This window comes from Streptomyces natalensis ATCC 27448 (genome assembly GCF_000935125.1).
Classification (GTDB): Bacteria; Actinomycetota; Actinomycetes; order Streptomycetales; family Streptomycetaceae; genus Streptomyces; species Streptomyces natalensis.
Genome location: NZ_JRKI01000034.1, coordinates 551,030 through 574,681 on the forward strand (window position 1 = coordinate 551,030; position 23,652 = coordinate 574,681).

A 23,652-nucleotide genomic window follows, 5' to 3' on the forward strand; every position below is an offset into this window, starting at 1 on the left:
CAAGGACGGCCGTACCAACCAGTCGGTAGCAGCGCCTCATCGTGTGACACGAGTAACCGACGTGTCAACGACCCTGACAGGACTTCTTGATGGCACGTCAGTTCGCCGTCGTTCAGGGCGAATTCAGCAGGTCGGGGGGTATGCGCTCGTGTCGCCCGTCCGCTGCGCTTTGCCGGGGCCCCACGTTTTCGGCTTTCCCGCCGTCGCGGGTTTCTCCCCACGTTGTCGGCCGTCCCGCCGCGGTTTCTTCTCGCCGTGGCGCCTGCGGCGGGCGTTGCCGCTTGCGCGGGGCTGTTCGGCAGCGGGACCGAGCCTCCGAACTTCGTCCTGCGGCCCGGCCCCTCCCCGTTGGGGGTGGGAGAAAACCAGTGGGGGATCCGTGGGTGGTCGGGTGCCGCTTGTCCGTCGAGACATGGGAACTGGACAGAGGACGCACGCCCCCACCGGCCCCTTCCCTCCCACCCACGGGAGGGGCCGCGCCGCAGGACGGAGTCCGGAGGCGTGGTACCGCACCCGAAAACACCACGCCCGCCGCAGGCGCAACGGCGAAAAACCCCCACGGCGGGAAAGACAAAAACGTGGGGTCCAAGCCAAGCGCAGCGGACGGTCATGGGCGCAGCTCCAAGGCCGGGATGTCGTCGCGGACGAAGCCGAAGGTCTGGGAGTAGAGGGAGAGTTCCGCCTCGATGGCGCGGACGATGGTCTGGGCGCGACGGAAGCCATGCCCCTCGCCCGCGAAAGCGAGATAGGCATGCGGTATGCCGCGCCCCTCGACCGCAGCGAGGAACCGGTCGCACTGCACGGGCGGGCAGATCACATCGTCCATGCCCTGGAGCAGCAGGAACGGCGCGGTGATCCGGTCCGCGCGGTGCAGCGGCGACCGCTCGCGGTACCGCTCGGGCACCTCGGCGAACGAGCCGACCAGCGACTCCAGATACTGCGATTCGAAGTCATGGGTCTCGCCGGTGGCCCAGCCGGCCAGGTCCAGGATGGGGTAGCTGATGGTGCCGCAGGCGTAGAGGTCGGTGGTGGTGAGCGAGGCGGCGGCGGTCCAGCCGCCGGCGCTGCCGCCGCGGATCGCCAGCCGGGCGGGGTCGGCGCTGCCCTCGTCGGCCAGCGCGCGGGCGACGGCCGCGCAGTCCTCGACGTCCACCACGCCCCACTGGCCGCGCAGCCGTTCGCGGTAGTGCCTGCCGTAGCCCGTGGAACCACCGTAGTTGACCACGGCGACGCCGATGCCGCGGGAGGTGAAATAGGCCAGCTCCAGATCGAGCACCAGAGGGGAGTGGCCGGTCGGGCCGCCGTGCACCCACACCACATAGGGCGGCAACTCGCCCTCGGGGGACGCGTATTGGGGGTGGTGCGGCGGATAGACATGGGCGTGGACGTCGCGCCCGTCGGGGCCCGCGAAGGTGCGGGTCTGCGGCTGCGGATAGTAGGCAGGGTCCACGACGTCGGTGTGTTCGGCGGCGAGGGGCCGGGCGCGTCCGGTGCAGGTGTCCAGCTCGACGATTTCGTAGGAGCGGTGCGGCCCGGCGGCGATGCCGATGACGCGGCTGCCGTGGACGGCGAGGGCGGGGGCCCATTCCGTCCAGGGGCCCGCCGCGTCCACCAGCTCTCCCGAGACGGGGTCGAGGATGCCGAGGACGGTGGTGCCGTGGCCGTGGAGGACGGCCAGGGTGCCGTTGTCCAGCGGCAGGAACCAGCGCTGCCCGAGGGTCCACAGCGGGCCGCCGAACTCCTCCTCCCGGGCCGGGCACAGGCCCCGGCTCGCCACCACGCCGTCCGACTGCGCGTCCGGGTCGAGGCGCTGGAGCTCCCACCAGCCGCTGAGGTCGGAGGCGAACAGCAGCGAGCCGTCGGCGGCCCACTCGATCTGTGCGACGGACTCGCCGCTCTCGCCGCCGCCGGGCGCGGTCGGGCCGAGGTCGCCGACGAGCGGCCGGACATCGGCGAACTCCCCCTTGGCGGTGATCTCGGCCAGCATCACCAGCGTCCCGTCCCAGGGCATCTGGGGGTGGTCCCAGGCGATCCAGGCCGCCCGCCGCCCGTCCGGGGAGATCCGCGGGCCGGTGACGAACCGGTGCCGGGCATCGCTCAACTCCCGTACGGAAGCGCGGTGTTGGGCGGCCGATCCATCCAGCGGTACGGCGGCGATCACCCGGCGCACATCCGTCGGCCGCGCGCCGGTGAACTCCTCCAGGACGCACCACACCTCGCCGAGCTCCGGGCGCAGCACCGGGTCCGCCCAGCGCAGTCCGCCGCCGACCGCGGAGACGGGGGTCAGCGGGCGCGGGGGGACGCCGCTGTCCGGCTCGTAGGCATACAGCCGCTGGTCGGCGAAGTTGCTGAAGACCAGGAGGGGGCCGCGCTCGGTGACCGTACCGGCCCAGGGCTGACCGCCGTACTCCATCACCCGGCTGCGGACGTTCCACGGTCCGGGCAGCGGCGACTCCACGGTGCCGTCCGCCCGTCGGCGCATCAGCGCGCGGCGGCCGCCCTCGGCGGGCCGGGGCTCGGTCCACCAGATCTCGTCGCCGACCACACCGACGAACGTCGGCCGGCCGTCATGGGACGCCACCGTCCGGGCGTCGATCGGCGACGGCCAGGCGCCGTGGGGGGCCGTGGTCACCATGCTGCTGTTCCTCCTTCACCCGGCACCGCGTGGGTGCCGCTGTACGGTCCTGCCGCTCCGCCTGCCCGCGGACACGCCCCGGGGCCTGTCCCCGATTCCGTCCCCGGTCCTGTCCCGGATCCTGTCCTAAGCCCGTCTCAGGAAATCGTCCAGGACCCGGACGCCGAAGTGCAGAGCCTCCACCGGCACCCGTTCGTCCACGCCGTGGAACAGCGCCTGATAGTCGAATTCCGGGGGCAGCTTGAGCGGCGAGAAGCCGTAGCCTGCGATGCCCAGCCGGGAGAACTGCTTGGCGTCCGTGCCCCCGGACATGCAGTACGGGACGACATGGCCCTGCGGGTCGAACCGCTCGACCGAGGCCCGCATCGCCGCATACGTCGGGGACTCCAGCGGCGCCTCCAGCGCGACCTCGCCGTGGTGGTAGTCCCAGGTCACCTCGGCTCCGGTGAGGGTGTCCATGGTGGTACGGAACTCCGACTCGCCGCCGGGGACGACCCGGCCGTCCACATAGGCGACCGCGCTGCCCGGGATCACATTGACCTTGTAACCGGCGTCCAGCATCGTCGGGTTGGCGCTGTTGCGGACCGTGGGCTCGACCAGTTTGGCGCACGGGCCGAGCTTGGCCAGCAGCGCATCGACGTCGAAGTCGGGCGCGGCGACATCGACGTCGAGATCGTGCAGGGCGGCCAGTTCGCGCAGCGCGGCGCGCACGGTCGGGGTGAGCCGGACCGGCCATTCGTACGCGCCGATCCGGGCGACCGCGGCGGCCAGCCGGCTGACGGCATTGGCGCGGTTGACCTTCGAGCCGTGGCCCGCCTGCCCGCGCGCGGTCAGCTTCAGCCAGGCCGTCCCCCGCTCCCCCGCCGCGATCGGGTACAGCCGCATGCCGCCGCCCGCGTGGAAGGTGAAGGCCCCGGACTCGCCGATGCCCTCCGTGCAGCCCTCGAAGAGGTCGGCGTGATGGTCGGCCAGGAAGCCCGAGCCGTCGTGTGCGCTGGCCTCCTCGTCGGCGGTGAAGGCCAGCACGATGTCGCGCCGCGGCCGGACGCCGGCCCGCGCCCACCGGCGGGCGACCGCCAGCACCATGGCGTCCATGTTCTTCATGTCGACCGCGCCGCGGCCCCAGACCACGCCCTCGCGCACCTCCCCGGAGAACGGGTGCACGCTCCAGTCGGCGGGCTCGGCGGGCACCACGTCCAGATGGCCGTGCACCAGCAGGGCCGCGGCCCCGGGGTCCGTGCCGGCGATCCGGGCGACGACGTTCGTACGGCCCTTGGTGCGCTCCAGCAGCGTCGGTTCGAGCCCGGCGTCGGCCAGCCGCTCGGCGACGTACTCGGCGGCCGGGCGCTCCTGGCAGGCTCCGTCACCGGCGTTGCCGGTATCGATACGGATCAGCTCGGAGGTGAAGCGGACCACTTCGTCCAGGGCCTGCTGGTCGACGGGCGCGACGGCATCGGCGGCCCGGGCGGGGCCGACGACCCTGGCGGACCCGGCCGTTTCGGGGACGCCGACGGGTCCGGCGCGGTCCCCCTGCTGCTCAGCCATATTGTTCCTCCACGGCGGAAGAGACGACGGTGGTGACCGCCTTGAAGCACCGGATGGCTTCATACATGTCCTGACTGGTATACGCGACGCGGCGCTCTCCGCTGCGCTCCACGCCGGGCACGCACGTCGCCGCGCCCACCAGATGCTCGGCGTCGAATTCCATCTCGACGCCATGCGGCCCGCGCCGCACCGGCTCGCGCCGCCCCGCCAGCGCCGTCCCCGTCTTCGCCGCGGCCCGGATGTCGGCGGCCGTACGGGCCGGGGGCCGGCACACCGCGGCGTACCGCGACACATAGTCCTTGACCGCCACCCCCGGCGCGTCCGGCGCATACCCCAGGGCGTCCTGACACGTCCGGTCATCGCCCGTGACCAGCACGACAGGCACGCCGTACTCGGCCACCACAAGGGAGTTGAGATACCCCTCGCTGGCCCGGGTGCCGTCGACCCAGACCCCGGTGAGGGTGTTGGCCAGATAGGTGTGCGCCAGGACGCCTTCGGTACCCGCGCCGGTGTGGTAGCCGACGAAGGCGATGCCGTCCACGTCACCGTGCTGGACGCCCTCGACCATGCTCAGCGACTTGTGCCGCCCCGTCAGCATCTGTGCCCGCTCGTCGAGCTGCTCCAGCAGCAGATTGCGCATCGTCCAGTGCGCTTCATTGACGAGCACCTCATCGGCCCCGCCCTCGAAGAACCCGGCGATCGCCGCATTCACATCGGAGGTGAACATATGCCGGCAGCGCTCCCACTGCGGCGTCCCAGGCAGCACATCCGCGGGCCAGGTAACGCCCGTTGCGCCTTCCATGTCCGCGCTGATCAGGATCTTCATGCCTCGTCACGTTACGCGGCCCCGAACACCCCGGCCAGACCTGTGGATAACGCCGGAGGTCCAGACCACCGGAGGTCTACCCGGGTGGCGCAGCGATGCCCGCCCGGGGTGGCGCCGACCGCGTGCCCGCAACCGGCCGACGGCTCCTACCCCGCAGCGATGGCCCGGAGTGCCGCCAGATGGCGCTCGTAGACGGCCCGTCCTTCACAGGTCAGCGAGAGCCAGGTACGCGGGCGCCGTCCGACCCGGCCCTTTTCGACGTGCACCCAGCCCGCCTCCTCCAGCAGCGACACCTGCTTGGAGAGGGCCGAGTCGGTGACCTCGACCAGATCGCGCACGAAGCCGAACTCGGCCTTGTCCACCGGCGCCAGGGCCGCCGCCACCGACAGGCGCACGGGCGCGTTGAGCAGGGGCGCGAGGTCGTGCCGGGGATGGTTCCCCGCCTGCGGCCCGTCGGAGTTCCGCTCGCCGGTCACGCCACCTGCCTCCGCTCCAGCCAGGCACCCGTGACGAGCGGCAGCGCGCACGCCGCGGCGGCCACGGCCGCGAAGGCCGGGCTGTCGGTGAAGGCCGTGTTCCCCAGCGCGAGCGCCAGGCCGTAGACGACGCCCCAGGACGCCATCACGATGCCGTGCTTGACGCCGAAGCCACGGCGCACCACGCGCTGCCGCGCGACATACGCGCTCAGCCCCATCACCATGAGCACGTTGGTCAGCGAGACGGCGATCGTCGCGTTGCGGCCGTGCAGCAGAAGACCTGCCGGGACGAGGACCAGTTGCCAGGCGGCGAACACCCACAAATAGCGCGCGTACCAGCCGCTTCGCGCCCGCACCTGCTGTTCCACGTCGGCCGCCCGCCCCAAGGTCTGCCTGGCATCGGCGATTTCGCTCATGACTCCCCCTTGCACCTGCCGGTCAACTGTTTCCAGAATGGCAAGTACTTGTCGAGTTGGCAAGTAAGCGGGAAGGCAAGGGAAGCGAGGGCGGGAGGGGACTTCGGCGCCCCGACCCGGAACCCGTGCTCAGAAGAACCCGTCAGCCGAATCCACCAGCTTGCGGCGCACCGCGCGGACCGCCGGGGGCAGGGAGACGGTGGCGGCGGCCAGTACCGCGATGGTGTTGATCAGGAGCAGGGTGCTCATGGCGGGGCGTTGGGCGATGCCGGTGCCCCAGCCGCTGGTGTGGCCCTGGAGGTTGATGAGCCATTCGGCGGCGCAGGCGCCGAGGGCGGTGCCGGGGAGGGCGGCGGTCAGGGTGATGAAGACCGTGGCGGCGACGATGACGGCGGCTATCTGGCGGGGGGTCAGGCCGACGGCCCGTAGGGCGAGGAGGTCGCGGCCGCGATCGCGTACAGCGGCGGCGACGGTGGCCGACAGTTCGGCCAGGCCGATCAGGACGAGGACGGCGATCAGGCCGATGATGACGGCGCGGACGATCGAGAGCTGGTCGGCGGGGTTGGGGATTTCCCGGACCTCGACGCGGCCGGCGGATGCGTTGGTCAGGGCGTCGCGGACCGCGGCGGGGTCGGCGCCGCGGTGCAGGACGAGGTTGTAGAAGTCGGGGTGCAGGCGGGGGGCGCCGTCGCGCAGGGTGTCCAGGCCGGTGGAGATGACCCGGCCGCTGTCGGACGGTTCGATGCTGCGGCCGACGATGTGCAGGACGTGCGGCTGTCCGGCGACGGTCATGCGTACCCAGTCGCCGACCTGGGCGTCGAGGAGGTCGAGCAGTCCCTGGCCGGCGACCGCCTCGTCGGGGCCGTGGGCGGCGCGGCCCTCCCCGACGGTGAACGGGTAGGGGTGCGCGCCGGTTCCCAGGCCGCGCAGCGTGATGGTGCCGGTCTGGCCCGGTACGAGGGCCTCGACCTCGGCGCCCGGGTAGGCGGTCACCCGGGGCTGCGCCGCGAGGAGGCTGCGCAGTTGCTGGTCGCCGAGGGTGTCGGAGCGGGCGGTGAGGGCGGCGGGCAGGCCGACGCTCGCGGGGTGGGCGGTGAAGCGGTCCAGGGTGGACCAGGCGCCGAGGGCGATGGTGATGAGGAGGAGGGGGACGGCCAGCCGGGCCACGGCCGCCGAGGCGCGCAGCGGGCGGTGGAAGGCGGCGCGCCAGCCGAGCACCAGGGCCGGCGGGACGCGCAGGCCGAGCGCGCGGCGGGTCGAACCGGAGCTCCGGTGGCCGGAGGTCACCGCGGCGTGGCCGGCCGGCACCGGGGGCACCCGCCCGGCCCGCCAGGCGGCCAGCCAGGTCGCCGAGCCGATGAAGACCACCACGCCGGCGGGGAGGGCGGCGGACAGCCAGGTGTGTTCGGGCAGGCCCTGCCACAGGGCCAGCGCCTCCCCGATGCGGCCGGGGGCGAGCGGGCCGAGGAGCTGGGTGAGCAGTGCCCCGAGCGCGCCGCCGAGCAGGGCGAAGCCCAGGTGCACGGCGAGGAACATGCGGACCACCTGGCCGGGGGTGCAGCCGACGGCCTTGAGGACGGAGATATCCCTGAGGTGCCCGTGGACGCGGGTGCTGATGGCGCCGCCCACCGCCAGGGCCGTGGCACACAGCGCGCCCAGTCCGAACAGGCCGAGCAGCCGTCCCAGGAGCTGGTTGTCGCCCGCGGCCTCGGCCTTGGCCTGCCGCCAGGTGGAGACATCGGTGATCTGGTCGGCACCGAGCCGGGTGACCGCCCGCTGGACGACGTAGTCGGTGTCCTCGGGGTCGGCGAGGCGCAGCCCGATGGTCCGGCCGCGCAGCTCGGGGCCCGCGTGGGAGGCGGCGAGCGTCCCGGGCAGCACCCAGGCCACGCCCGGCGTCTCGCCCGCAGGGAAGCCCGCCTCGGCGGTGTCGGCGACGCCCACCACCCGCAGCGGCGCGGCGAAACCGCCGAGCGCGAGGGAGTCGCCCGGTTTGGCCCACATGGCACGGGCCACCGCGCTGTCCAGGACGATGCCGGGGCGTCCACCCCGGTGAGAGACGCCGCCCGCATCCCGCGCCGGGTCCAGCCAGCGCCCCGCGACCACCTGTGGTGCGGCGACGCCGGGGCGTCGCGGGGCGCCGCGCAGCTCCAGCGTCGCCTTGGCGCCGCCGAGCCGGAGGCTTGCCGTGGTGCGCACCGTGGGGAAGGGCCCGGAGGCGGCCCGTACCTCGTCCAGGCCGGCCAGGGAGGCGGCGGGGGCGCCGGCCTGGGTGTGGATCCAGACGTGGGCGCCGGTGGAGCGGGTGAAGACCCGCTGCCAGGGGTCGGTCGCGTAGGCGAACAGCGACGTGGCGAGCAGCAGGGAGACCGTGATCCCGGCGGTCGCCAGCACGATGAGGACGGCCTCGGCGCGATGCGCTCTGAGGTGGGCCCGCGCCCAGCGGGACGCCGCGCGCACCGTCAGCCCTTCAGTCTGAGGACGTCGGTCACATCGGCCCCGGGGCGGCCGCCGTCCAGGTGGACGTCGTCGGCCACCTGGCCGTCGAAGAAGCTGATCACCCGGTCAGCGGCACCGGCCATCCGGGCGTCATGGGTGACCAGGAGGATGGTCTGGCCCCTTTGGTGGAAGCGGCCGAGCAGCCGGAGCACCTCCCGGGTGCCCTTGCTGTCCAGGCTGCCCGCGGGTTCGTCGGCGAGCAGCAGGCTGGGGGCGTTGACCAGGGCGCGGGCCAGCGCGACGCGCTGTTGTTCGCCGCCGGAGAGCTCGCCGGGGGTGCGCTTCTCCTTGGCCGCCAGGCCCAGCTCCTCCAGCAGTTCGGTGCGGTCGGCGCGCGCCTGCTTGGGGGAGCGGCCGGCCAGCAGCGCGGGGAGTTCGACGTTGTCGGCGACGGTGAGGTTGGAGACCAGGTTGAAGAACTGGAAGACGACGCCGATGTGGCGGCGGCGCAGCATCGCCCGGCGCGCCTCGCTGAGCGTGTCGATCCGGCGGCCGTCGAGCTCGATGGTGCCGCTGTCGGGCCGTACGAGCCCGGCCAGTAGATGCAGGAGGGTGGATTTGCCGGCTCCGGAGGGCCCGGTGACGGCGACGAATTCGCCGCGTTCGACGGACAGGTCGACGCCCCGTACGGCGTGTACGGGGGCGGCGCCCTCCGGCCGGTGGGTCTTGACCAGGCCGGTGGCCCGCACTATCGAGCCACGCGGCTCGTCGCGGTTCATTCCCACTCCTCTTGGCAGCGTTCCAGCCAGTCCAGATCCGCCTGAAGATGCAGCATCGCGCCCTCGATCAACAGCTGCGCCACCTTGTTGCCGCGGTCCTCGGCCGCGGCGAGTTTCGACAGGTCGCGCATGGTCTTGAGGTATTGGCGGCGCTGTTTGTTGATCAGGGCGATCGGGTCGGCGGTCCCGGTGTACGGGGCCAGGGCGAGCTTCATGAAGAACTCGTCCCGCACCCGCGGCTCGGCGGTGGACTGCTCGAACCACGCGTCCACCGTCTCGCGTCCCGCCGCGGTGATCCGGTAGATGCGCTTGTTCGGCCGGTCCGACTGCTCGACGTCCTCCCCCTGGATCAGGCCCGCTTTCTCCAGCCTGCCGAGGGTGACGTAGATCTGGCCGACGTTCGGCTGAGGGTATGCCGCGCCCAGGAGGTTCTCAAGGGCCTGTTTGAGTTCGTAGCCGTGAGCGGGTCCGCCGACCAAGAGCGCGAGGAGTGGCAGCCGCACGCCTTCCCTCCCCGCCCGTGGTTGTCGGTCCGTACCTCTCGGCCGGCTGTACGCGTCCGGCCGGTGCCGGATCGTCGTCGTGGATTCCCGTGGTCCTGGATTCCAGTGGTGCCGCGGAGCCGGACAGCGCTGCACTCTTCGTGCGGGGCACCGGCTCTACCTGCGGGACCTAGTATCCCCGCATGCCTAACAGGTATACAGGGGGCCTGCCCTCGGGACCGTGACCCCGTCGGCACCGGCGCGAGGACAGGCCCTAGGAGGAGCCCATGCGGTGGAAGCATGCCGCGGCCCGGGCTCTGCTCGTGTGCTCGCTGCTGCTGGCGGCGATCGCCGGTGCCCAGCCCGGCGGCGTGCGCGGCGATACGGACGGCCGCGGCCCGATGACCCTGGTCACCGGCGGTGACCTGACCGGCTATCTGCGCGGGGTCCTGGGCGGCTGGAACGCCCGGCATCCGCGCGAGAAGGTCACCCTGGTCGAGCTGCCGGACGCCGCCGACGAGGTGCGCGCCCAGATGGCCAGCGAACTGCGCTCGGGCAGCGACCGCTTCGATGTACTGAACATCGATGTGGCGTGGACGTCGGAGTTCGCGGCCGCGGGCTGGATCACCCCGGTGGACGGGCGGCGGTTCCCGCTGGGCCACTTCCTGCCCCCGGTGGTGGACACCGCCACCTTCCGGGGCCGGCTGTACGCCGTGCCGTATGTCACAAATGCCGGATTGCTCTACTACCGCAAGGACATCCTCGCCCGGGAGGGCGCCCGGCCGCCGCACACCTGGGGCGAGCTGGCGCACCTGGCGAAAACGGTCGCACCGAAGTACGGGCTGGACGGTTACGCCGGCCAGTTCCTGCCGTACGAGGGGCTGACCGCCAATGTCACCGAGGCGGTGCAGTCGGCGGGCGGCACAGTGCTGGCGGGCGAGGGCGCACGGGTGACGGTGGACTCCACGGCGGCGCGCCGGGGGCTGTCCTTCCTGCTGGACGGGGTGCGCGAGGGGTGGATCCCGCGGCGGGCGCTGACGTTCAAGGAGGAGGAGTCCCGGCGGGCCTTCCAGGACGGCAAGCTGCTGTTCCTGCGGAACTGGCCGTATGCGTACGCACTGGCCCACCCGGGGGCGCCGCATGCGGGGGGCAAGGTCGCCGGAAAGGTCGGCGCGGTGCCGCTGCCGGGCCCCGACGGCCCCGGCTCCAGCGTGCTGGGCGGCTCCAACCTGGCGGTCAGCAGTCATTCGCGCCACCAGAAGTCGGCCGCCGATCTGATCGCGTATCTGACGTCCGAGCCGGTGCAGCGGCGGGGGCTCACCGAGGGGGCGCTGCCTCCCGTGTGGGCGGAGCTGTACGAGGAGCCGGGGCTGGTGCGGCGTTTCCCGTATCTGCCGACGCTCGAACGCAGTGTGCTGGCGGCCCGGCCGCGGCTCAAGAGCCCCCGCTACGACCAGGTCAGCCTGGCCGTGCAGGCGGTCATGCATGACGCGATGGAGCACGGCCGGAGCACCGGTGCGACGGTGGCGCGGCTGCGCCGGGAGCTGACGGCGATCGTCGGCCGCGGCTGACCGTCCGCGTGATCATCTTCGCCCTTTAGTTACTTGTTAAGTATTCCGAGGGCTCTACATAACCGGCCAAACCCGGGCATCTCCCTGCCATTTTCGTCAGTTTCGTTGACACACAAATGACATCTCTACTTAACATGCATGCACTCACGGCCCCCCGTGCTCCCCCCACGCTCCCCACTGACCGGCGATGTGCAGGCCGATTCGGCATGCCCAGGTAAGAACGGAACCACGGCAGATGCTCACCACCTCGGCAGGGAACGGCCCCTCGGCCGGACTCACCCCCTCTCCCTCGCTGGCCCCGCACACCGCTTCGGACACCGCGCGGCGCTGGTGGCGGGACGCGGTCATCTACCAGGTGTACGTCCGCAGCTTCCGCGACACCACCGGTGACGGCATCGGCGATCTGGCCGGCGTCCGCAGCGGACTGCCGTACCTCAAGAAGCTCGGCGTGGACGGGATCTGGCTCAGCCCGTTCTTCCCCTCCCCGCAGCACGACCACGGCTACGACGTCGCCGACTACCGCGACGTCGACGCCGCCTACGGCGATCTCGCCGCCTTCGACCTCCTGGTGGCCGACGCCCACCGGCTGGGCCTGAGGGTGCTGCTCGACATCGTGCCCAACCACTGCTCCAGCGAGCACCCGTGGTTCCGCGCCGCCCTGGACGAGGGCCCGGACGGACCGTCCCGCGCGCTCTTCCACTTCGCCGACGGGCGCGGCGAGAACGGCGAACTGCCGCCCAACAACTGGCGGGCGATGTTCGGCGGGCCCGCCTGGTCCCGGGTCACGGACGCGGAAGGGCGGCCGGGCCAGTGGTACCTCCACATGTTCACGCCCGAGCAGCCCGATCTGAACTGGCGCAATCCCGAGGTCGCCGCGGACTTCGAGAAGGTGCTGCGCTTCTGGCTGGACCGCGGCGTCGACGGCTTCCGGATCGATGTGGCCGCGGGCCTGTTCAAGCACCCCGAACTGCCCGACTCCCCCGACCCCTCGGCCGATGAGCGCACCCGCGACTCGGTCAACCCGCTGGCCTGGAACCAGCCCGAGGTCCACGGCATCTGGCGCGAATGGCGGGCGCTGTGCGAGGAGTACACCGCCCGCGACGGCCGCGACCGGCTGCTGGTCGGCGAGGTCTCGGTCCGTACGCCCGGCGAACAGGCCGCCTACGTCCGGGCAGACGAGCTGCACCAGGCGTTCTTCTTCCATCTGCTGACCGCGCCCTGGGACATCGAGGTCTTCCGCACGGTGATCTCCGAGGCGCTCACCGACATCGCGAGCACCGGCTCCACCGTCACCTGGGTGCTCAACAACCACGACCAGGTCCGCACCGTCACCCGGTACGCGACCGGGCCGGGCGGCACGGACGGCGGGGTGGGCCCGGCGCGGGCCCGCGCGGCGGCGCTGCTGATGCTGGCGCTGCCCGGGGCCGCCTACGTCTACCAGGGCGAGGAGTTGGGCCTGCCGGAGGTCGACGATCTGCCGGACGACGTCCTCACCGACCCGATCTTCCACCGTACGGGCAGCCGTCAGCACATCCGCGACGGATGCCGGGTGCCGCTGCCGTGGTCCGGTACGGCCGCCCCGTTCGGCTTCAGCACGCGGCCGGACACGGCGGAGGAGGCGGGCCGGGGGACGTGGCTGCCGCAGCCGGCGTCGTTCGCCGCGCACACCGCGGACCGGGCCCTGGCCGACACCGGATCGTTCTGGCATCTGTACCGCGAGGCGCTCCAGCTGCGCCGCACGCTCCCGCAGCTCGGCGAGGGCACCCTGCGCTGGCTGGAGACCCCGCCGCGGGTGCTGGCCTTCGTCCGCGGCGACGGCCTGGTGTGCGCCGTCAACTTCGGTACCGATGCGGTGCCCGCCCCCGTACCCGGCACCCCCCTGCTGGCCAGCGGCGACTGCCCCACCGGGACGCTGCCCGGCTCCACCGCGGCCTGGTGGATGCACACCCCCGAGTCGCAGCAGCACCACCCCTGACCACCCGGCACTCCGGGCCGTTCGACCGCACGACCGCTCCGCACCGCACCGCACAGATCGCTCCGCACAGAACGCACCCACAGATCGCTCCGCACCGACAGCTTCGATCCGACCGCTCCGATTCGATGGGAACACCACGATGAGACACACCCCGGCTCGTTCCATGCGTACCGCCCGCACCGCCCGTACCGCCCTCTCCGGCGCCGCCGTGCTCGGCCTGGCGCTCACCGCGACCGCCTGCGGCGGCAATGCCTCCCCCGGTGGCGGGGACAAGGCGCTCAGCGGCCAGAGCCTGACCGTGGCCGGGGTGTGGACCGGCGTCGAGCAGAAGAACTTCAAGCAGGTGCTGGACGCCTTCACCGAGAAGACCGGCGCCAAGGTCTCCTTCTCCTCCACCGGCGACAACGTCTCCACCGTCGTCGGCAGCCAGATCGAGGGCGGCAACGCGCCCGATGTGGTGATGGTCCCCCAGGTCGGCGTGCTCCAGCAGTTCGCGAAGAAGGGCTGGCTGGAGCCCCTCTCCAAGGACGTCGACGCCGCGGCCACCAAGAACTACGCCAAGGTGTGGAAGGACTACGGCACCGTCGGCAAGAAGTACTACGGCCTGTACTTCAAGGCCAGCCACAAGTCGATGGTCTGGTACAGCCCCCAGGCGTTCTCGCAGGCGGGGGTCAAGCCCGCGACGACGTACGACGAGATGCTCAAGTCCGGCCGCACACTGTCCGATTCGGGCGTACCGGCCTTCTCGGTCGCGGGTGAGGCGGGCTGGCCGCTCACCGACTGGTTCGAGAACATCTATCTCTCGCAGGCCGGGGCGGACAAGTACGACAAGCTCGCCGCGCACAAGATCCCGTGGACGGATCCCAGCGTCGTCAAGGCGCTGACCACCCTCGGCAAGCTCTTCGGCGACAAGAACCTGGTCGCCGGCGGCGGTGCGGGCGCGCTGCGCACCGACTTCCCCGAGTCCGTCCAGCAGGTCTTCGGTCCGCAGCCGGGGGCGGCCATGACCCACGAAGGCGATTTCGTCGGCGCGCTGGTCAAGGACGAGCTCAACAAGCAGGTCGGCAAGGACGCCAAGTTCTTCCCCTTCCCGTCGGTCGACGACGGGAAGGCCCCGGTCGTCAGCGGCGGTGACGCCGCCGTGGTCCTCAAGGCCGGGCAGAACAAGAAGGCCGCGATGGAGCTGGTGAAGTATCTGGCCTCCCCGGAGGCGGCCGGAATCTGGGCCAAGCAGGGCGGCTTCATCTCCCCCAACGCGAAGGTCCCCGCCTCCGACTACCAGGACGAGGTCACCCGCCAGGCGGCCAAGTCGCTGACGGACGCCGGGAACTCCGTCCGCTTCGACATGTCCGACCAGGCGCCCGCGGCCTTCGGCGGCACCCAGGGCGCAGGCGAATGGAAGCTGCTCCAGGACTTCCTGCGCGACCCCTCGGACCCCAAGGCCACGGCCGCCAAGCTCGAGGCCGCCGCGGCCAAGGCGTACCGCAACTAAGGAATTCCTGACATGCCTGTCACCACCTCCGAGGTGCCGACCGCCCCGCCGGTCGGCACCCGGCCCGGCCCGCCGGACGCCCCGTCCGGCGGGGCCGGCGCCCCCCGGCGGCGCGCGGTGCGCCGCCGCCGGCAGATCGCCGCCGTCTTCCTGCTGCCCGCGCTGTTGCTGCTGGGTGCGCTGGTCGCGTATCCCATCGTCTTCTCCGTGATCCGCAGCCTGTACGACGCCTCCGGCAATCGCTTCGTCGGCGTCGACAACTACTCGCAGATGTTCCAGGACCCGGCCACCCTGCGGGCCATCCGCAACAGCGCGATCTGGGTCGTCTTCGCGCCCGCGCTGCTGACCGGACTCGGTCTGGTGCTGGCCGTCCTGACCGAGAAGATCCGCTGGAAGACGGCGTTCAGGCTGCTGATGTTCATGCCGATGGCGATCTCCTTCCTCGCCGCCGGGATCATCTTCCGCCTCGCCTACGAGCAGGACCCGCAGCGCGGCGTCCTCAACGCCGTCACCGTCGGCATCCATGACACCTTCCGGAGCGAGGCCACCGCCTCCTTCCCCAGCGCCAAGACCCGCATCGGCGACACGCAGTTGGTGAAGGCCAAGGACGGCTCGTACACCACCACCCGCAGTACGGGACCGGGCTCGACCGTGAACCTCGGCCTGGTGGGCGTCGCCCCCGCAGAGATGCCCAAGCAGGCCGTGCCCGCCGCACGGGCCGCCAAGGCCCCGGCCGGGCACGGCGAACTGCGCGGTGTGGCCTTCCTGGACTTCACCCCCGGTGGCGGCGGCAAGCCCGGCGTCGTGGACCGCACCGAGCGCGGCCTGCCCCGGCTCGCCGTCGAGGCCGTCGACCCGCACGGCAAGGTGGCGGCCCGCGCCACGACCGGCCCCGACGGCGCCTACCGCCTGACCGGCCTGAAGTCCGGTGCGTATACGGTCCGCCTGCCCGCCGAGGACTTCGCCCCGCCCTACCAGGGCGTCTCCTGGCTCGGCCCGGCGCTGATCACCCCCGCCATCATCGGCGCGTACACCTGGATCTGGACCGGCTTCTCGCTCGTCCTGATCGGCGCGGGACTGTCCGCGATGCCGCGGGACGTCCTGGAGGCGGCCCGGATGGACGGCGCCGGCGAATGGCAGGTCTTCCGCCGGATCACCGTGCCGCTGCTCGCGCCCACCCTGGGCGTGGTGTTCGTGACCATGGTGATCAACGTGATGAAGGTCTTCGACCTCGTCTACATCATCGCCCCCGGCCCCGTGCAGCAGGACGCCAATGTGCTGGCCCTGCAAATGTGGCTGGTCTCCTTCGGCGGCGGCAACAACCAGGGCCTCGGCAGCGCCCTCGGCGTCCTGCTGCTGCTCCTGGTGGTCCCGGCCATGGCCCTCAACATCCGACGTTTCCGCAGGAGCCAGTCATGACCACCGTGCAGCGAACCGCCGCGCCCCGCCGGCGCCCGCCGCGACCGGCGAAATGGCTCAGCCGCGGAGCGATCCAGGTCCTCCTGGCGCTGATCGGCCTGGTCTGGCTCACCCCCGCCGCCGGGCTGTTCCTCTCGTCCCTGCGGACGGACACGGCGAACGCGAACAGCGGCTGGTGGCAGGCGCTGGCCGCGCCCGGCCAGCTGTCGTTCGACAACTACACGACGCTGCTGAAGGATTCGGGCATCGTCCAGGCCTTCTGGAACACCGTACTGATCTCGGTGCCCACCACCGCCGCCGTGGTCGTCATCGCCGCACTCGCCGGATACGCCTTCGCCTGGCTGGACTTCCCCGGCCGCGACTGGATCTTCCTGCTGGTCGTGGCGATGCTGGTGGTGCCGGTGCAGATCGGACTGCTGCCGGTGGCCAAGATGTTCGGCGCGCTCGGGCTGTTCGGCTCGATCCCCGGCGTGGTCCTCTTCCACACCGCCTACGGCCTCCCGTTCGCCATCTTCCTCCTCCGTAACTTCTTCGCGGAGATCCCCAAGGAGATGCTGGAGGCGGCCCGGATGGACGGTGGCGGGGAATGGCGGATCTTCTCCCAGCTGGTGCTGCCGCTGGGCCGGCCCGCCATCGCCAGCCTGGCCATCTTCCAGTTCCTGTGGGTGTGGAACGACATGCTGGTCGCCCTGCTCTTCGCCGACAACGACTCCCAGCCGCTGACGGTGGCGTTGCAGTCGCAGATGCGGCAGTTCGGCAGCAACATCGGGGTGCTGGCGCCGGGCGCGTTCCTCTCCCTGATCGTGCCGCTGATCGTGTTCTTCGTGTTCCAGCGGCAGTTCGTCCAGGGGATCATGGCCGGATCGGTGAAGTAGCCGCCGTCGGATCCCGTCGGGGGCCACGGTACGGAGCGGGTGCACGGTCGCCCGTTCCGTACCGTGGCCCCATGACCTCGTACGACGCCTTCCACCCCGACCTTCCCGACGCCTCGCCCGGCGACGCCCTCCCGCTGCGCGCCCGGCTGCACCACATCCGCGCCGATGCGCTCGACGCCGACACCGCCCAGACCGGCGGAATGCGCCGCTTCGCCGCGATCAGCGGCAGGACCGTCGGCTCGGAGCGCCTCTGGATGGGGCAGACCCATGTCGCGCCGGGCACCGTGTCCGCCGACCACCACCACGGCGCGTCCGAAACGGCGATCCATATCGTCAAGGGACACCCCGAATTCGTCTTCCTCGACGACTCCGGCGGCACCCCCGAAGAAGTCCGCCTGCGCACCTCTCCCGGCGACTACCTCTTCGTCCCGCCGTACGTCCCGCACCGCGAGGAGAACCCGAGCCCCGACGAGGAGGCCGTCGTGGTGATCGCCCGCAGCACCCAGGAGGCCGTCGTGGTCAACCTGCCCGAGCTGTACGTGTTCCGCGGCGGCCCACACACGGACTGACCGCGGCCCGCGTGTCTGCTACTCGGCCCCGGCGTCCTCCGGTGTGCCCCGGGCCAGTTCGGCCAGTACGCCCAGCGCCTCGGCCAGGGTCTCCAGGGGCGGGGAGGCCAGGGCCAGGCGTACGGCGTTGGGGGCGTGGCCCCGGCCGACGGCGAAGGCGCCCGAAGGGGTGACGGCGATACCGCGACGGGCCGCGGCGGCGACGAAGGTGTCGGCCCGCCAGGGGTCCGGGAGCTGCCACCAAAGGTGGTAGGCGTGCGGATCGGCCTGGAGGGGGTGCGGGGCGAGGCGTTCGGCGGCGAGGCGCTGGCGGGCGGCGGCGTCGTGGCGTTTGTCGTCCTCGATGGCGGCGGCGGTGCCGTCGGCCATCCAGCGGGTCGCCGCATCGAGCGCAAAGCCGGTGGCCGTCCAGGCCCCGGACCGCAGGGCCGCCGCGAAGTCCGCCGTACGACCCTCCGGAGGCATGAGGAACCCGAGGGTCAGGCCGGGCGCGAGGCGTTTGGAGAGGCTGTCGATGACGACGGTGCGCTCGGGTGCCAGGGCGGCGAACGGGCACAGATCGTTGCGCAGAAAGCCGTAGATGGCGTCCTCGATCGCGAACAGATCGTGCCGGCGCAGGATTTCGGTCAGCCGCTCGCGGCGGGTGCCGGGCATGGTGAGGCCGAGCGGATTGTGCAGTGCGGGCTGGAGATAGACGGCGCGCAGCGGCGGGGCGTCCTCGATCGCTTCGGGGACGAGGCCGTGGGCGTCCATCGCCAGCGGGACGAGGGTGACGCCGAGGCGGGCGGCGATGCCCTTGACCACGGGGTAGGTGAGGGATTCGACGCCTAGGCGTTCACCGGCCGGGACGAGGGTGGCGATGGCCGCGGCAAGGGCCTGCCGCCCGTTGCCCGCGAAGAGCAACTGCCCAGGGTCCGGGGCCCAGTCCGCGCGGGCGAGGTGCGCGGCGGCAGCACGCCGTGCGCCCGCGGTGCCCGCCGCGCCGACCGGCCGCAGGGCCGGCCCCAGCGCATCGGCGCGCAGCAGCGGCTGGAGGCTCGCCGCGAGCCGGTCCGGCTGTCCGGGCAGCACCGGGAAGTTCAGCTCCAGATCGATCCGCGCCTCCCCCGGCTCGGCCAGCGCGGGCTCGGCCGCCGGCGCCGAGGTCCGTACGAAGGTCCCCCGTCCGACCTCCCCCACCGTCAGCCCACGCCGGGTGAGCTCGCGGTAGACCCGCGCCGCCGTCGAACTCGCGATCCCCCGCCGCCGGGCGTACCGCCGCAGCGGCAACAGCCGGTCGCCGGGCCGGAGTTGACCCGAGGCGATCTCGGCGGCCAGCTCATCGGCGATCACCCGGTAGTCGTCCATCGCCCCTCCCCCTCCGGCACCCGTGGGCCACACAACCCCCACATTGCACCGAGCACATTGTTTTCATTGCACCGAGAGATTGCCCTCTATAGCATCGAGGCGTCAAGGCGGCGGCCGTCGCCGCGGAAGGGGGAAACGCGATGACCATCACCAGGTACACGGACGAGGGCGCGGGCACGGACACGAACTCGGACACCGGCAAAACGCTCGTCCTCATCCACGGCCATCCGTTCAACCGCACCATGTGGAACCCGCAGATCGCGTACGCCCGGCAGGTCGGCTGGCGCGTCATCGCCCCCGATCTCCGCGGTTACGGCGACAGCACCGACACCCCGCCGCCCGCCCCCGGGAAAACCCGTCTGGAAACCTTCGCCCAGGACATCATCGGCCTGCTGGACACCCTCGGAGTCGGGCGTTTCGTGCTGGGCGGGCTGTCCATGGGCGGGCAGATCGTCATGGAGTGCCACCGCCAATTCCCGGACCGCATACGGGCGTTGCTGCTCGCCGACACCTTCGCCGCGGCGGATACGGACGAGGGCAGGGCGCTGCGCCGCACCACGGCCGAGCGCCTGCTGCGCGAGGGGATGGCCGGCTATGCGCAGGAGGTGCTGCCCAAGATGATCACTCCCGCCAACGTCCACGCCCAGCCGGCCGTCGCGCGCCACGTCCTGGACATGATGCGCGGCACGTCCCCCGAGGGCGCGGCCGCGGCGCTGCGCGGCCGCGCCGAACGCCGCGATTACACCGGCCTGCTGCGGCAGATCGAGGTGCCGACGCTGGTCGTGGTCGGCGAGGAGGACGCCTTCACCCCCGTCAGCGACGCCCGGGTCATTGCGGAGCACGTACCCGGCGCCACGCTGAAGGTCGTCGCACAGGCCGGGCATCTGCCCAATCTCGAACGCCCCGCGGAATTCAACGCGGCGCTCGGGGAATTCCTCGGCTCGCTCCCCTCTCCCGCCGAAACCGGGTCATGAGCGATACGCGAAGCCGGATCATGAGCGATACACGGGGAAACGCATACGCGGACGCCGAGCGGGCGCACGATCCAAGACCACTCACACAGAAACGCCCGTCCGCCCGCGCCCGCGGGTGGTGACGATCCGGGGTCGGCGCTCGGCACCGGTACAGGGCAACCGCGTACTCGCTGCTGTCCTTGTGCCACGTCGGCACACCGATCACGGGAGACCTCCGCATGCGCACGCCCGCCGGCAGCCCCAGTCACCCCCGCACGCACGACTACGATCTGCTCGTCAAGGACGCCCAGCTGCTGGTCGTCGACGGCGCCACCGAGATCCCGGGCGGCTGGATCGCCCTGCGCGACGGCCGGGTTGCCGCGGTCGGCGGGCCCGGCAGCGAGCCGGCGAGCGTGGCCCGTACGGTCGCGGCGACGGGGCGGCTGGTCACCCCCGGCCTGATCAACACCCATCACCACCTCTACCAGAACCTCACCCGCTCCTTCGCCCCCGCGGTCAACGGCACCCTCTTCGACTGGCTGACCACGCTCTACCCCCTGTGGTCCGGCCTCGACGCCGAAGCCGTCCATCTCTCCACCTACGTCGGCATCGCCGAACTGCTGATGGGCGGCTGTACGGCCTCGATGGACCACCTCTACGTCCATCCGCGTCCCCGCCTGGTCGACGCCGGGATCCGCACGGCCCAGGAGATCGGCTTCCGCTTCCACGCCACCCGCGGCTCCATGACCCGCTCCGTCGAGGACGGCGGGCTGCCGCCCCGCTCCGTCACACAGACCGATGACGAGGTACTCGCCGACAGCGAACGGGTGGTGACGGCCTATCACGACCCCTCCCCCGGCGCGCTGATCCGCGTCGCGCTGGCGCCCTGTTCGCCGTTCTCGGTGACCAAGGAGCTGATGGTGCAGACCGCGGAACTGGCCGAACGGCTCGACGTACGGCTGCACACCCATCTCGCCGAGGACCCGGACGAGGACGCCTTCTGCCAGGAGACGCACGGCTGCCGGCCCGTCGAGTACTTCGAGTCGGTCGGCTGGATGACCGACCGTACGTGGGTCGCGCACTGCATCTACGCCCACGACGACGAGCGCGCCCGGCTCGCCGCGGCGGGGGTCGGGGTGGCGCACTGTCCCAGCTCCAACATGCTGATCGGCGGCGGCACCGCGGCCGTCCGGGAGATGCGCGCCCTCGGCATGCCGGTGGGAATCGGCTGCGACGGCTCCGCCTCCACCGACCACGCCTCGCTGTGGATGGAGGCCCGCGCCGCCCTGCTGCTCGCCCGTTACCGCGGCGGCCCCGGGGCGATGGCCGCCCGCGACGCGCTCGACATGGCGACCCGGGGCTCCGCCCGCTGCCTGGGCCGCGACGACGAACTCGGCCATCTGCGCCCCGGCGCCTGCGGCGACCTCGTCGTCTGGAACACCCACGAGGTGGCCCTCGCCGGCTCGTTCACCGACCCCGTCGAAGCCTGGCTGCGCTGCGGGCCGTCCCGCGCCTGGACCACCATCGTCGGCGGACGCGTCCTGGTGGACCGCGGCGAACCGCAGCTGCCCGAACTGGCGGAGAAGCTGCGGGACCACGCGCGGGTGGCCCGCCGCATCCAGCGGCTGAAGTGAGGACGGGGGCCGGGTCCTAACGGATCCCCTCCGTCGTCCGCCGGTACGTCGACCGCCGGTCGTCGATCGCGCCGCGCCGGTCGCCGTACACGTTCTCCTGGACCCCCTCCTCCCGCAGGAAGTCGTGCGGGAAGCCGAGCGGTACGGCGCTCACCTCGTCGAGCCGGGCCAGGGCGTCGGCGTCGAGCTCGACGTCCACGGCGGCGAGGTTGTCGACGAGCTGGGCCTCCTTGGTGGCGCCGACAATGGGGATGATGTTGCCGGGGCGGCTGCGGAGCCAGGCCAGGGCGACCTGGGCCGGGCTCCAGCCGCCCGCCTCGGCGATCTCCAGGACGGCGGTGACCGTCGCGTCCTCGTTGTGGCTGCCGCCGCTGTAGGCGCCGTCGACGGTCAAACGGCCCGTTCCGCCCCTGCGGTACTTGCCGGTGAGCTTGCCACCGGCGAGCGGGCTCCACACCAGCACCGCCTGGTCGAACGCCCGTGCCTGCGGGAGGAGTTCGCGCTCGGGGGTGCGCTCCAGAAGGTTGTAGCGCAGCTGCGACCCGGCGAAGGAGGTCCAGCCGCGGAGTTCGGCGAGCGTACTTGCCTGGGCGATCTCCCAGGCGGGCCAGTCGGAAACCCCGAGGTAGAGCACCTTTCCGGCGCGTACGAGATCGTCCAGGGCCCGCATCGTCTCCTCGACCGGGGTGAAGACGTCCCGGGCGTGCACCCAGAGGATGTCGACATGGTCCGTACGCAGCCGGTCCAGGCTCGCCTCCACCGACTGGACAAGGTTCTTACGGTGGTTCCCGGCCGCGTTCACATCGCCCGTGCGGGTGGCGCAGGTGTACTTGGTGGCAAGGACGAAACGCTCCCGCCGGCCGCCCAGCAGCTCCCCGAGAATCGTTTCCGAGCGGCCGCCGGTGTAGTTGTTGGCGGTATCGAGGAAATTGCCGCCCGCTTCCGCATAGACATCGAGGAGACGGGCGCTGGTGTCCTTGTCGGCACCCCAGCCGCCTTCCTCGTCCCCGCCGAAGGTCATCGTCCCCAGGCTCAACTCGCTGACGCGGAGGCCGGTTTTACCGAACAGTGTGTAGCGCACGGTGGTTCCTCTGGGTCGGTCCGAGCGGTCGAGCGACCGCCCGTCAGACGCTAGGCGCTGGAGCACACTCCAACGCAAACCCCGGCCGACAGGCTCCGGCCCTACCACCCCCCGGTACGACTTTGCACCCCTCTGGGTGACCGGCACGGCGATGCTCCCGACAGCGGGCCGGTCCCCCGGTAGGAACGCCACATGATCGAGGACGTGCGCCGTCAGGGCGGGCAGCAGCAGGAGGGTCACCCGTACGGCGTCCATCGCCAGGACACGCCTCACCAGCCGGCGCCCGGCCGCAACCCGGTCGACCTCCGGGGTGTTCCCGAGACGGCGCTGTGGACCGTCTATCACCGGGCCGCCGAGGCCGCCCGTCCGGATGCCGTGCTGGCCGATCCCCGCGCGGTGCGGCTGGTGGCCGAGGCGGACTTCCCCTTCCGGGAGCGTCTGGGCCCGGCCCGGCCGGGGGCGGCGCAGGTTCTCGCGCTGCGGGCGCTGGCGTTCGACGGGGTGGTGCGGGCCTTTCTGGCCCGGCACCCGGAGGGCACCGTGATCGCCCTCGGGGAGGGGCTGGAGACCCAGTTCTGGCGGGTGGACAACGGCCGGGTGCACTGGGTCACCGTCGATCTGAGCGATCCGCTGGAGCTGCGCCGGCGCCTGCTGCCGCACGGCGCGCGGCAGCGGCTGGTCGCCTGCGACGCCCGCGAGCACCGCTGGATGGCGGGGATCGACGCCTCGCGCGGGGTGCTGGTGACCGCTCAGGGCCTGCTGATGTATCTGCAACCCGCCCAGGCCCATGGGCTGATCGGCGCGTGCGCGGCGGCCTTTCCGGGGGGCACGATGGTCTTCGACACCGTGTCACGCCGCTACAGCGCCCGCTCCCGCGACGGGGTACGGGGGCCGGGCGGCCACCGTCTGCCGCCGATGCCCTGGGGCATGGACGCCGCCCAGCGCCGCCTGCTGCCCGCCGCCCACCCGTCCGTCACCGAGGTCACCGACGTCCCGCTCCCCTACGGCCGCGGCCTCCTCGGCCTCCTCGCCCCGCACACCGCCGCCGTACCGCTGCTGCGCAAGAACCGTCCGCTGATCACCCGGCTGCGGTTCGCCGAGGCGCCCGCCGACCCACCCGGCGGGCCGTAAGCCGCCG

General features: G+C 72.1%; 19 protein-coding genes. 9 read left to right on the plus strand and 10 right to left on the minus strand.

Annotated elements, in window-relative coordinates; translation table 11 throughout:
• Nucleotides 1-607: 607 nt before the first annotated feature.
• The 8 genes from SNA_RS27095 to SNA_RS27130 form a co-directional block, all read right to left on the minus strand.
• Nucleotides 608-2,635 (minus strand): S9 family peptidase, encoded by a 2,028-nt coding sequence (locus SNA_RS27095; protein WP_044367098.1) that lies wholly within the window; start codon nucleotides 2,633-2,635, stop codon nucleotides 608-610.
• A 126-nt stretch (nucleotides 2,636-2,761) separates the two neighbouring features.
• Nucleotides 2,762-4,180 (minus strand): M20/M25/M40 family metallo-hydrolase, encoded by a 1,419-nt coding sequence (locus SNA_RS27100; protein ID WP_078970223.1) that lies wholly within the window; start codon nucleotides 4,178-4,180, stop codon nucleotides 2,762-2,764.
• A complete protein-coding gene (locus tag SNA_RS27105) occupies nucleotides 4,173-5,006 on the minus strand; it encodes a M55 family metallopeptidase (protein ID WP_044367099.1) in 834 nt (277 codons plus the stop codon). Before SNA_RS27105 ends, SNA_RS27100 begins: the two co-directional genes overlap by 8 nt.
• Before the next feature lie 146 nt (nucleotides 5,007-5,152).
• Nucleotides 5,153-5,482, minus strand: a complete 330-nt coding sequence (locus tag SNA_RS27110) for a winged helix-turn-helix domain-containing protein (RefSeq protein WP_030063018.1) — start codon at nucleotides 5,480-5,482, stop codon at nucleotides 5,153-5,155.
• A complete protein-coding gene (locus SNA_RS27115) occupies nucleotides 5,479-5,898 on the minus strand; it encodes a hypothetical protein (protein WP_051877023.1) in 420 nt (139 codons plus the stop codon). Before SNA_RS27115 ends, SNA_RS27110 begins: the two co-directional genes overlap by 4 nt.
• 129 nt (nucleotides 5,899-6,027) lie before the next feature.
• Nucleotides 6,028-8,358 (minus strand): ABC transporter permease, encoded by a 2,331-nt coding sequence (locus SNA_RS27120; protein WP_030063016.1) that lies wholly within the window; start codon nucleotides 8,356-8,358, stop codon nucleotides 6,028-6,030.
• A 2-nt stretch (nucleotides 8,359-8,360) separates the two neighbouring features.
• On the minus strand, nucleotides 8,361-9,116 hold the full coding sequence (locus SNA_RS27125) for an ABC transporter ATP-binding protein (protein ID WP_030063015.1): 756 nt from the start codon (nucleotides 9,114-9,116) through the stop codon (nucleotides 8,361-8,363).
• The gene (locus tag SNA_RS27130) at nucleotides 9,113-9,619 is read right to left on the minus strand and encodes a PadR family transcriptional regulator (protein WP_030063014.1); all 507 of its coding nucleotides are present in this window, start codon (nucleotides 9,617-9,619) and stop codon (nucleotides 9,113-9,115) included. The genes SNA_RS27125 and SNA_RS27130 overlap by 4 nt, the downstream gene beginning before the upstream one ends.
• 266 nt (nucleotides 9,620-9,885) lie before the next feature.
• Between SNA_RS27130 and SNA_RS27135 the strand changes: the two genes are divergently transcribed.
• From SNA_RS27135 to SNA_RS27160, 6 genes are all read left to right on the plus strand, one after another.
• Nucleotides 9,886-11,169, plus strand: a complete 1,284-nt coding sequence (locus SNA_RS27135; RefSeq protein ID WP_044367100.1) for an ABC transporter substrate-binding protein — start codon at nucleotides 9,886-9,888, stop codon at nucleotides 11,167-11,169.
• A gap of 235 nt (nucleotides 11,170-11,404) precedes the next feature.
• On the plus strand, nucleotides 11,405-13,144 hold the full coding sequence (locus tag SNA_RS27140; protein WP_030063011.1) for a glycoside hydrolase family 13 protein: 1,740 nt from the start codon (nucleotides 11,405-11,407) through the stop codon (nucleotides 13,142-13,144).
• A 163-nt stretch (nucleotides 13,145-13,307) separates the two neighbouring features.
• Nucleotides 13,308-14,636, plus strand: coding sequence for an ABC transporter substrate-binding protein (locus SNA_RS27145; RefSeq protein ID WP_030063010.1), 1,329 nt, complete (start codon nucleotides 13,308-13,310; stop codon nucleotides 14,634-14,636).
• Nucleotides 14,637-14,648: 12 nt separating this feature from the next.
• Nucleotides 14,649-16,055: an ABC transporter permease subunit gene (locus SNA_RS27150; RefSeq protein WP_030063009.1), complete on the plus strand. Its 1,407-nt coding sequence runs from the start codon at nucleotides 14,649-14,651 to the stop codon at nucleotides 16,053-16,055.
• The gene (locus SNA_RS27155; RefSeq protein ID WP_030063008.1) at nucleotides 16,052-16,930 is read left to right on the plus strand and encodes a carbohydrate ABC transporter permease; all 879 of its coding nucleotides are present in this window, start codon (nucleotides 16,052-16,054) and stop codon (nucleotides 16,928-16,930) included. The genes SNA_RS27150 and SNA_RS27155 overlap by 4 nt, the downstream gene beginning before the upstream one ends.
• A 71-nt stretch (nucleotides 16,931-17,001) precedes the next feature.
• A complete protein-coding gene (locus tag SNA_RS27160; protein WP_030063007.1) occupies nucleotides 17,002-17,499 on the plus strand; it encodes a cupin domain-containing protein in 498 nt (165 codons plus the stop codon).
• Nucleotides 17,500-17,517: 18 nt separating this feature from the next.
• On the opposite strand, the gene SNA_RS27165 is transcribed toward SNA_RS27160, so the two are convergent.
• A complete protein-coding gene (locus SNA_RS27165; RefSeq protein ID WP_044367101.1) occupies nucleotides 17,518-18,846 on the minus strand; it encodes an aminotransferase-like domain-containing protein in 1,329 nt (442 codons plus the stop codon).
• Between the two features lie 140 nt (nucleotides 18,847-18,986).
• Here SNA_RS27165 and SNA_RS27170 point away from each other — a divergent pair, with 140 nt between their 5' ends.
• Nucleotides 18,987-19,820 (plus strand): alpha/beta fold hydrolase, encoded by an 834-nt coding sequence (locus tag SNA_RS27170; protein WP_037788392.1) that lies wholly within the window; start codon nucleotides 18,987-18,989, stop codon nucleotides 19,818-19,820.
• 218 nt (nucleotides 19,821-20,038) lie between these two features.
• The gene (locus SNA_RS27175; RefSeq protein ID WP_044367103.1) at nucleotides 20,039-21,433 is read left to right on the plus strand and encodes an 8-oxoguanine deaminase; all 1,395 of its coding nucleotides are present in this window, start codon (nucleotides 20,039-20,041) and stop codon (nucleotides 21,431-21,433) included.
• A gap of 16 nt (nucleotides 21,434-21,449) precedes the next feature.
• Here SNA_RS27175 and SNA_RS27180 read toward each other — a convergent pair whose 3' ends face one another.
• Nucleotides 21,450-22,514 carry an aldo/keto reductase gene (locus SNA_RS27180; RefSeq protein WP_044367104.1) on the minus strand — a complete coding sequence of 355 codons (1,065 nt, stop codon included), beginning with the start codon at nucleotides 22,512-22,514 and terminating at the stop codon, nucleotides 21,450-21,452.
• A gap of 192 nt (nucleotides 22,515-22,706) precedes the next feature.
• On the opposite strand from SNA_RS27180, the gene SNA_RS27185 reads away from it, so the two are divergent.
• Nucleotides 22,707-23,645, plus strand: a complete 939-nt coding sequence (locus SNA_RS27185; protein WP_078970224.1) for a class I SAM-dependent methyltransferase — start codon at nucleotides 22,707-22,709, stop codon at nucleotides 23,643-23,645.
• The last annotated feature ends 7 nt before the right edge of the window (nucleotides 23,646-23,652 follow it).

Excerpts from the sequence above, each read along its gene's own strand:
- SNA_RS27095 (WP_044367098.1), bottom strand. The coding sequence starts at position 2,635 with ATGGTGACCACGGCCCCCCACGGCGCCTGGCCGTCGCCGATCGACGCC.
- SNA_RS27100 (WP_078970223.1), bottom strand. The coding sequence starts at position 4,180 with ATGGCTGAGCAGCAGGGGGACCGCGCCGGACCCGTCGGCGTCCCCGAA.
- SNA_RS27105 (WP_044367099.1), bottom strand. The coding sequence starts at position 5,006 with ATGAAGATCCTGATCAGCGCGGACATGGAAGGCGCAACGGGCGTTACC.
- SNA_RS27115 (WP_051877023.1), bottom strand. The coding sequence starts at position 5,898 with ATGAGCGAAATCGCCGATGCCAGGCAGACCTTGGGGCGGGCGGCCGAC.
- SNA_RS27125 (WP_030063015.1), bottom strand. The coding sequence starts at position 9,116 with ATGAACCGCGACGAGCCGCGTGGCTCGATAGTGCGGGCCACCGGCCTG.
- SNA_RS27135 (WP_044367100.1), top strand. The coding sequence starts at position 9,886 with ATGCGGTGGAAGCATGCCGCGGCCCGGGCTCTGCTCGTGTGCTCGCTG.
- SNA_RS27140 (WP_030063011.1), top strand. The coding sequence starts at position 11,405 with ATGCTCACCACCTCGGCAGGGAACGGCCCCTCGGCCGGACTCACCCCC.
- SNA_RS27145 (WP_030063010.1), top strand. The coding sequence starts at position 13,308 with ATGCGTACCGCCCGCACCGCCCGTACCGCCCTCTCCGGCGCCGCCGTG.
- SNA_RS27150 (WP_030063009.1), top strand. The coding sequence starts at position 14,649 with ATGCCTGTCACCACCTCCGAGGTGCCGACCGCCCCGCCGGTCGGCACC.
- SNA_RS27155 (WP_030063008.1), top strand. The coding sequence starts at position 16,052 with ATGACCACCGTGCAGCGAACCGCCGCGCCCCGCCGGCGCCCGCCGCGA.
- SNA_RS27160 (WP_030063007.1), top strand. The coding sequence starts at position 17,002 with ATGACCTCGTACGACGCCTTCCACCCCGACCTTCCCGACGCCTCGCCC.
- SNA_RS27165 (WP_044367101.1), bottom strand. The coding sequence starts at position 18,846 with ATGGACGACTACCGGGTGATCGCCGATGAGCTGGCCGCCGAGATCGCC.
- SNA_RS27170 (WP_037788392.1), top strand. The coding sequence starts at position 18,987 with ATGACCATCACCAGGTACACGGACGAGGGCGCGGGCACGGACACGAAC.
- SNA_RS27175 (WP_044367103.1), top strand. The coding sequence starts at position 20,039 with ATGCGCACGCCCGCCGGCAGCCCCAGTCACCCCCGCACGCACGACTAC.
- SNA_RS27185 (WP_078970224.1), top strand. The coding sequence starts at position 22,707 with ATGATCGAGGACGTGCGCCGTCAGGGCGGGCAGCAGCAGGAGGGTCAC.